This window comes from Nostoc sp. KVJ20 (genome assembly GCF_001712795.1).
Classification (GTDB): domain Bacteria; phylum Cyanobacteriota; class Cyanobacteriia; order Cyanobacteriales; family Nostocaceae; genus Nostoc.
In genome coordinates this window covers 1-8,832 of sequence record NZ_KV757791.1, presented here as the reverse complement: position 1 = coordinate 8,832, position 8,832 = coordinate 1, and the positions used below count along the sequence as shown (strand labels likewise).

The 8,832-nt window shown below is 42.1% G+C and carries 7 protein-coding genes; 1 reads left to right on the top strand and 6 read right to left on the bottom strand.

Features of this window, described 5'->3' with window-relative positions; all coding sequences use genetic code 11:
• From A4S05_RS37210 to A4S05_RS37185, 6 genes are all read right to left on the bottom strand, one after another.
• Positions 1–618, bottom strand: a 618-nt coding sequence (locus tag A4S05_RS37210; protein WP_176727220.1) for a calcium-binding protein, incomplete at its 3' end; no start/stop codon positions are given.
• A 357-nt stretch (positions 619–975) separates the two neighbouring features.
• Complete coding sequence (gene dxs, locus A4S05_RS37205; protein WP_069074766.1) at positions 976–2,883, bottom strand: 1-deoxy-D-xylulose-5-phosphate synthase; 1,908 nt, start codon at positions 2,881–2,883, stop codon at positions 976–978.
• A 604-nt stretch (positions 2,884–3,487) separates the two neighbouring features.
• Positions 3,488–3,934: a hypothetical protein gene (locus tag A4S05_RS37200; RefSeq protein ID WP_069074765.1), complete on the bottom strand. Its 447-nt coding sequence runs from the start codon at positions 3,932–3,934 to the stop codon at positions 3,488–3,490.
• Between the two features lie 286 nt (positions 3,935–4,220).
• The gene (locus A4S05_RS37195; protein ID WP_069074764.1) at positions 4,221–5,183 is read right to left on the bottom strand and encodes an aldo/keto reductase; all 963 of its coding nucleotides are present in this window, start codon (positions 5,181–5,183) and stop codon (positions 4,221–4,223) included.
• A 326-nt stretch (positions 5,184–5,509) separates the two neighbouring features.
• A complete protein-coding gene (locus A4S05_RS37190) occupies positions 5,510–5,815 on the bottom strand; it encodes a small RNA NsiR4-regulated ssr1528 family protein (protein WP_069074763.1) in 306 nt (101 codons plus the stop codon).
• Positions 5,816–5,975: 160 nt separating this feature from the next.
• The gene (locus tag A4S05_RS37185) at positions 5,976–6,446 is read right to left on the bottom strand and encodes a DUF4079 domain-containing protein (RefSeq protein WP_084227405.1); all 471 of its coding nucleotides are present in this window, start codon (positions 6,444–6,446) and stop codon (positions 5,976–5,978) included.
• A 478-nt stretch (positions 6,447–6,924) separates the two neighbouring features.
• On the opposite strand from A4S05_RS37185, the gene A4S05_RS37180 reads away from it, so the two are divergent.
• Entirely contained in the window at positions 6,925–8,208 is a 1,284-nt protein-coding gene (locus A4S05_RS37180; protein ID WP_069074761.1) for an ankyrin repeat domain-containing protein, read from the top strand.
• Positions 8,209–8,832: the final 624 nt, after the last annotated feature.

Sequence of the window (8,832 nt, the reverse complement as noted above, 5' to 3'; positions counted from 1 at the left end):
AAATTGGTCTTTTCCTGCACCGCCATACAAGGTATCGTTTCCTTCACCACCTGATAATCTGTCATCTCCTTGTTCGCCAAACAAACTGTCATTTCCATCATCACCAAGAAGGGTATCGTTACCGAAACCACCAAACAAATCATCATTTAAAAAAGTTCCTGTGATGGTGTCATTTACAACTGCACTCTTGAAAATGAAATCACTAGCTTGTAATTGGCTTTTGCTAATGCCGTTGATTTGAAGTCGATAATAATAATCGCCATCGGCAAGGCGATATCTTGTAGTAATGATGGCGTTACCAACTGTGTTATCACTTAACAGAAGTGACAGAGTATTGAAGTCACTGATGCCGATGGTACTCAGGTCAATTTTGTCTTCTCCTTTCTTAAAATCAGTGACGATATCTAAGTCTTGAACAAAACCAGAACCACTAAAGTTCTCTAAGACAAATTGGTCTTTTCCTGCACCGCCATACAAGGTATCGTTTCCTTCACCACCTGATAATCGATCGTTTCCACCTAGTCCAGAAAGGCTATCATTACCGTTTAAGCCTTGAATCGTATCATTTCCAGAAGTGCCGACTAAATTATCGTTATTGTTTGTTCCTACAATAGCCATACTTTTACAGTCCTTTGAATATTGGAATTCGGTTTGATTGTTGAAAAAGACCACGACAAAATAGGGGGTTAAACTTAAGTTGTTTAACCCATGAAAACTAGAAAGCGATCGCTAGCCACTAAATTGATATTGCTAGTGAATTGATGGTATAAGAATCGTAGTAATTAACTAGATTAAGTATACAGATAATAAAGCGATAAAAATTAATTTAAGTAATTATTTAATACCTGATAGTTTTCGGTAATTGATTAAGATTTAACCAAACATTATATTACGGATATTAAACTTGTCGTTTTCAAAAGGGAATCGCCCACACCTGAGTAACAAGTATGGGCGATTTATTCTACAAAGAATTAGCTAAACCACAGCAGATACTTGCTGTTTAAAGAAAGCTTGCAAAACTCTCTCTGCTATTTGATGGCTAGTTAAACCTAGTTCTGTTTTAGATTCATTGGGTTCAGCATGATCTACTAACACATCTGGTACACCGAATCGCTTCACAGGAACTAGAATCTCTGCATCCATTAAGGCTTCAGCGATCGCACTACCAAAGCCACCCATCACGCAGCCTTCCTCTAAGGTGACAACCCGGCCGATTTTCTTCGCTAAAGGCAAAATCAACTCGGTATCCAGAGGCTTAACGAAACGGGCATTAATTACAGTTGCTTCAATGCCGTGTTCGCTGAGAATTTCAGCGGCTTGCATTCCTGGATAAACCATTGTGCCATAAGCGACGATTAACACGTCATCGCCTGTACGCAGAATTTCGCCTTTGCCTATTTCCAAAGGTTCCCAACCTTCTTCCATCAGGGGAACGCCGTAGCCATTGCCACGCGGATAGCGCATGGCGATGGGGCCACTGGTATGATTAACACCAGTTACTACCATGCGTTGCAGTTCTGCTTCGTCTTTGGGTGCCATGATTGCTATGTTGGGAATGCAACGCAGATAAGCAATGTCATACATACCTTGGTGGGTGGGGCCATCAGATCCGACAATTCCTGCCCGATCCAAGCAGAAGAACACTGGCAGGTTTTGGATGCAGACATCATGAATTATCTGATCGTAAGCACGTTGCAGGAAGGTGGAATAAATAGCCGCAACGGGGCGCATTCCTTCGGTTGCAAGTCCTGCTGCTAGGGTGATTGCATGTTGTTCAGCAATGCCGACATCAACATATTGATTGGGCAATTTGGCCTGAAGTTTATCTAAGCCTGTTCCCGTTGCCATCGCCGCAGTAATGCCGACGATTTTTGGGTTTTGTTCGGCAAGTTTTACCAGAGTGTGAGAAAAGACTTTGGCATAAGCCGGGGGTTTGGGTTTATTGGAAGGAATGGCTTTGCCAGTTGCTACGTTGAAGGGGCTTTGGGCGTGGTAGCCAACTTGATCTAGTTCAGCAATTTCATAGCCTTTGCCCTTGATTGTTGCTACATGTACCAAAACTGGGCCTTGTATCTGATGTGCCTGTTGGAATGTGGCAATCAATTCTTCGAGATTATGACCATCTACTGGCCCAATGTAGGTAAAGCCGAGTTCTTCAAAAACTGCACCTACCTTGGGAACAGCCAAGCGCTTCATACCTTCCTTGATGCGTCCGAGTTCGGGAGACAGGGATTCACCCACAAAGGGAATTTGCTTAAATTGTTCCTCAAGATTATCTTTAATAAATTGCACCGGTTGGCTGAGACGCATTTTGTTGAGATAGCGGGGAATTGCGCCAACGTTGCGAGATATAGACATGTCGTTGTCGTTGAGAACAACCAACAAGTTAGTTTTCGGCATGTGTCCAGCATGGTTGATGGCCTCTAAAGCCATGCCCCCAGTCAGCGCCCCATCGCCAATAACAGCAACGGCTTTAAACTTTTCGCCTTTCAAGTCTCGCGCCAAAGCCATACCTAATGCCGCTGAAATACTTGTAGAAGCGTGTCCAGCCCCAAAGTGGTCAAACTTGTTTTCACCGCGTTTGAGATAACCTGCAACTCCGTCTTTTTGTCTGAGGGTGTGAAAGCTATCGTAACGTCCTGTAAGCAGTTTGTGGGGATAAGCCTGGTGTCCTACATCCCAAATCACTTTATCCCGATCTAAGTCCAGTGTTTGGTAAAGTCCTAGTGTTAATTCGACAACACCCAATCCTGGCCCCAAGTGTCCACCATTAACCGCTACCGTTTGGAGATGCTTATCTCGAATCTGACGGGCAATCTGTTGCAGTTGGCGAACAGATAAACCGTGCAACTGATTAGGATGGGTGATTTCGCTCAGATGCATATTATAGGGTTTTCCTCTCTAACTTCTAGTCTCGGTATTTTGATTTTCCCACGGTCGGGTTGTCCACAGAATCAAACTCTTACATTGTTACTAAGTTGTAGTGGAAAGTATAACTTCGTAATTGATAATGGTGAAAAATTTGTTACCCATTAACAATTCGTCAAGTGAGGTTGCAATCAATTAAAGCTACAACACATTTGTCAATAAGCAATACTACTTAAAAGTAGCCTGTAGCACGTATAGAAAAACAAGTTTTTCAGAAGCAATTTGCGGAAATATCCTAAGCGGATTCTTAAATCTTAACCTTTAAAGTTAGTAAAAAAGAAAGTTAAATATTTTATTTTTAACTATCTATCTAGGATAATTCCTGATAAATATTTAACAATTGTTTCTTCTCTTCTTCAGTGATAGCAGTTAATTTTCTCAGCGATCGCTAGTTCATACGGACGCAGTGATAACGTATGTAAAAATACTTGCTAGTTTGATATAACTTCGGTATTTATTTAGCTTAAACAGCAAGATTTCCGACTTCTCTAAGAAATCGGAAATCTGAGGTTTTCGATTTTCACAAATCCAATAGGATTGCTATATCTATATCTATTCTCTATTGACCAAAAGCATCCTTGATGCTGTCTACAGTACGTTCAACAACATTCTTAGTGTCGTCTACTGCTTTTTTAGTCCGAGCGGCATCTTCGTCTGCTCTTTTCTGAATTGTAGCCGCATCTTTCTTGGCTTTGCGCTCAACAAAACTACCATTGTCTGTTGCTTGGTCAACTTTATTGGCATTGCTCTTGGCAGCTTGCTTAACTTTATCTGCCGTATCTTCGATGAAATTTTTGGTTCGTCCAGCATCTTTACTGGCTTTTTCTTGAGCGCGATCGCCTGCATCTGACGATGCAATCAGGGTTGCAGCGGGATCAGCCATTGCTGAAGTGTTCGAGAAAAATGCACCTTGCCAAACAAAAGCGATCGCTAACATACAAAACAGTGTTGTGGCCATCCAGCGTTTTACCGTGGAAAGCTGTTTTGCAACATAATTTGATTTCATACAATACAATCTCATGTGATGTAGTATACTATTTTTACTTCATTTAGCTTATTAGCCATATCGATCCTTAGATAGAGGTTCTAGCGTCATTAGTTATTAGATGAATTCACTATTTTGATAGATTGAATTTTAAGCTTGGAAGATTTTTGACAATTATTGGCGGATGGGATTCACTACTACAAAAGCAAAATCCACCGGCATAGACTAATGTAAAATCAAGAATTTCAAACCCATGCAGGTGTATTTTGCCTGTGTAGCAGCGACTTTTCGGCTGCCTGCTGAAGCATCACGCTGGCATCAATTGCTGGATGCGCTGTGGCTCCTCTCCCAGCCAATCTGGATTTTGGGCAGTGCTGTCGAAAATTGATGAGGTTTTGAAAGGTTCAAACTCGCCGCTTGATGCCACTTCTGCTGTTTTTGCTAAGAGCGATCGCACCTGTTCGTCATTCATTGGCTGGAACGTCCGCACTGCTTCAAAGGCTTGCTCTAAAATCTCCATACTGTCAATTCCGGTAATCACAACCGATGTAGGCAGATTCAAAGCATAGTGTAAACATTCAATTGGCGTTACAGTGTTTGACCGCAAAAGAATACCGTTCGCCAAGCTTTTCATCCCCAGAACACCAATGTTTTGTTTAACCAGTTCTGGTAGAACTAGTTTTGCAAAGCTTCGGTAGTGAGCATCCATCACATTTAGCGGCATCTGCACTGTATCAAATTTAAAGCCATAAGTAGCTGCAACTTCCAGTGTATGCAGATGAATATGGGGATCTTTGTGCCCAGTAAAGCCGATGTATCGGAGTTTGCCAGCTTCCCGCGCCTCAATTAAGGCAGCATTCGCTCCTTCTTTGTCAAAGATTCGATGGGGATCTTCGTATCGAATAATTTCATGGTGCTGCACAAGATCGATGTAATCAACTTGCAGACGTTGAAGTGATTCGTCTAGCTGTCTTGTTGCTTCTTTCTTAGAACGACCGTCGATTTTCGTCATCAGGAACGCTTTGTCTCGATAGCGATCGCGCAGCGCTTTTCCCATGCGAATCTCACTGACTCCACCGTTGTAATCCCAACTGTTATCCATAAAGTTGATGCCACGATCAATGGCTGTTCTAACAATGCGGATAGCCAGTTGTTCATCAATGTGCTTCAAGCCGATGTGCCAACCACCCAATCCAATAGCGGAAACTTTTTCTCCCGTATTGCCGAGAACTCGGTATGGCATTTCTAAATTTGGCATACTTCCTGACATGTATTCTCCAAGTCTATCAGCTATTACTTAAGTACATATAGCTGTGCTAATTGAAACACAAGGAAAAGTTAATAATATCTTGCTGAAGAGACACTTTTTGATCCAATCAGGAAAAGACTCAAGAGGCCAAAATACCGATGGCAATTTAGGATTTGTGAGGTAAAGAATTGAGATTATTGTAGAGACGGCGATTCATCGCGTCTCTTGCCTGTGATTCATCGCGTCTCTTGCCTTAACCGAACAGTATTGAGGGCACAGCATTGCTGTGCCCCTACAACATATTTGGTTCAAATAAATGAAAATTGTTGTAAAACATCAACCAACATTTATTTTCCACTATAGAAAAAGGCAATTTCTTTCTCTTTTAGGGGTGCGAAGCCAGCATCTACAAGTAGTTGGTCGAGTTCTGCTTGAGGAATGTGTTTTGCACCAATTCGCACAATGCGCGATCGCATAGTATTAGATACACCACTACGCTGTCTATTGCCTTCTAGCGCCATGACTTTACCATAAAGTTCTAGCTTGGCAGGCGGGATGGGAGAACCATCAAAATCAATTCCCTGTGCGATCGCTTCATCAATAGCATCGGCACCTGTAGTGGTTTGATTCCCTGAGTTAGTTTCGGTAGGCATGATAATTTTCTCCTCTTCGCTATGGGTAGATTTTACCAGCCTTGCTGACACCAAAGCTGCCTACTGCCCTCTGCCTCTCCTGATAAACCGTGGTCCATTACTGTTTTAACGTGGCGATCGCCACTCGCCACGTACTAGGCTTGATATGATTCCGACTTACCTATGCTTTAGTGAGAATTCTTTGGACAATTTGCACCCCAGTCACAGCCTGCCAAGCAAAAAGTCCCAAAAGCGTGAAATTTATTAAAATATGAGTTGCACGCGCCCAATTTGCTCCTTTTTGCATATAAGGAGACAAAGCAGCAGAAAATGCAATTAAACCTGTCATACCTAATCCTGCTAACAGGTGAGGCTGCACAAATAACTTACCGTTATTGATGTAAGTGACGGCCATCCCGCCGATCGCACCTGCCACCATCAAAGCTAGGAGTATAGAACCGATTTGGTAGTGTCTGACGTTATATCTACCTTTAATCAGTTCTTTCTTTTCTTCCCCCTGAGCATTTCTGGTACGCTGTAATTGCAGCCCCAAATAGGCGGCATAAATTGAGAGTACTAATAGCGCCCACATCAGCACCGGATGGAAGAAGTTCAGCCAATATTTTACCGATGCAGAAAGTTCCAGATTCATGGTGTTCTCGCCTAATTCTTAAATCTTCATAAAAATTAGCATAACTCTATTTTCTGTGCTTAAAGTTGCACAAATTGAAGAAGAATTCAGAAGTCAGAATTCAGGAGTCAGAATTCAGGAGGCTCGTAGACTCGCTTTCCGCAACGCTATCAGTCGGGGATTCAGACGCTCCTGCGTCGCTAACGCTCTGACATCCGCTTTTTCGGTCAGAATTAAGTCTGAATTCTGACTCCTGACTACTGAATTCTGTTCGATAAAAAGAGACTAAGAGATGAGGAGAGAAGACAGGAGTGAAGCCTCTCTTAGCCTTAATTTGCATCCAGTCAATAGATAGAATGCTTGCCAAGACTGCATTTCTTAATTTTTAATTTTTAATTTTTAATTTTTAATTGCATAACCCTCTTGCCAAAGTGGATAAACAATCTCAGACTAAATTTTGAGGGTAGACGAACAAAATCCCCTGTATGGGATCTCATCCATGACTGAAAATAACGATACTTTGCTGTTAAAAGCTGCTAAAAGCGGCGATATTAAGGGGTTGCGTAGGGTACTGACTGCTGGTGCAAGGGTGGACGCGGGCGATCGCCAAGGTACGACGGCGTTAATGTTTGCTGCCAATTTAGGCTACACAGAAATTGTGCGATCGCTGCTAGATGCTGGGGCAAATATCGACTTGCCCAGAAAACTCTATGGTTTGACAGCTTTGATGTTGGCGGCTAGTGCTAAACAGCTTGACATTGTGCAACTTTTACTATCTAGAGATGCTGATGTCAATGCCACAAATGAAGATGGCAGCACAGCTTTAATGGCAGCAGTCCTCAAAGGTTATGTAGATGTAGTGCGAGTTTTATTGGCTGCTGGTGCAAAGGTAAATATCGCAGATCAAGATAATGATACTGCATTGAAAATCGCCGTTAAGCAGGGAAAAATAGAAGTTCTAGAAGCAATTCTCCAAACTGGTGTTGATGTCAACATCCAAGATGAGGAGGGTGAAACACTCTTAATGCTAGCGGCAGACTTAGGACATCTGGAAATTGTGGAAGCACTGCTAGCAGCGGGGGCTGATGTGAATGTGAAAAATCCTGATGGTGGAACTGCCCTATCGGCCGCCGCCGCTGCTGGACACAGTGCGATCGCAGCAGCTTTACTGGATCGAGGTGCCGAAATTAATCTCCAAGACCAAGATGGTGAAACTGCCCTACATCTTGCTGTTGTGGAAGGCTACATTGATGTCGTGCAAGTCTTACTTAACAGGAATGCAAATGTCCAAATTAGGAACCACCTGGGTGATACACCACTGCTTGTAGCAGCATTACAGGGACATAGCCAAATTGTCGAGACATTGCTGCATTCTGGCGGAGATATTAATGGGAAAAATCTTGGTGAATTACCTTTGACATTGGCTGCATCACAAGGACACACCCAAACAGTCAAAGTGTTACTAAAGCATGGTGCTGATGCCAACACTGTGGGGGACGATGGCAAAACTGCTTTGATCAAGGCAACCGAACGCAAACACACAGAGATTATACATTTGCTGCTGGCAAAGGGGGCAGATGTGAATTTTCAAGACTCAGCGAGGGCAACATCATTGATGTGGGCTGCCTCAGCAGGTTATGGCGAAATTGTGCAGTTATTACTCCAAGCTGGGGCAGATATGAATTTGAAAAACCGGGGTGGTTATACTGCTTTAATGATTGCAGAATTTAATGGTTATAAGAATGTAGTGCGGAGTCTGCAAAAAGCTGGGGCACAAGAATAGCCATCTGAATTCTTCATCTAAAATATTTTCAGAAATATCTTGACAAATCATTAAATGAAGGTTAATTACTTAAATACCAAGGAAGTTTAAAACAACCAAGTCTAGACCTAAGAAACAAAGAAAGCAAAACCCCGTCGTAGCTGTTGTGAACTTGCTACGGCGGAGAAAAGAAAAATTAAAACGCCAAGAGGGAGCAGGCTAAATGCTTGCGTCACAAGGATAGAAAGAAAGCAAAAATGAAGAAGTAAATTTACCTTTTACTTTTTACCCTGTACCTTTTACTTTTTACCTGCTCTCTCCCTTGACGTTTCCTACTGTGCTAGATGTGCAAAATATATAGTTTTTGCTTGAGCAGAAAAGTATTCTAACGATCATTTTTTGTGTATTATCCAAAAGGCTGAATACAAACAATTTGCCAAAAAAGGTTGATATGCAACAATTTGGGCAATAGTTACGGAAAATCAAAGAAAAATAAATAAAAAATTAAATTTAGTAAAATTACTGTGGTGAATCCTCAGCCACCATAATTTTATTCATGACTTGACCCATGACTTGACCAAGCAAAAATGGCTGATGACTTTCAATAAGTAGTCCAGCTTGAGTAACTTGAGTTTGGACTAATTG

Coding starts and splice junctions, on each gene's coding strand:
- A4S05_RS37180 (WP_069074761.1), top strand. CDS start 6,925: ATGACTGAAAATAACGATACTTTGCTGTTAAAAGCTGCTAAAAGCGGC.
- dxs (WP_069074766.1), bottom strand. CDS start 2,883: ATGCATCTGAGCGAAATCACCCATCCTAATCAGTTGCACGGTTTATCT.
- A4S05_RS37190 (WP_069074763.1), bottom strand. CDS start 5,815: ATGCCTACCGAAACTAACTCAGGGAATCAAACCACTACAGGTGCCGAT.
- A4S05_RS37185 (WP_084227405.1), bottom strand. CDS start 6,446: ATGAATCTGGAACTTTCTGCATCGGTAAAATATTGGCTGAACTTCTTC.
- A4S05_RS37195 (WP_069074764.1), bottom strand. CDS start 5,183: ATGTCAGGAAGTATGCCAAATTTAGAAATGCCATACCGAGTTCTCGGC.
- A4S05_RS37200 (WP_069074765.1), bottom strand. CDS start 3,934: ATGAAATCAAATTATGTTGCAAAACAGCTTTCCACGGTAAAACGCTGG.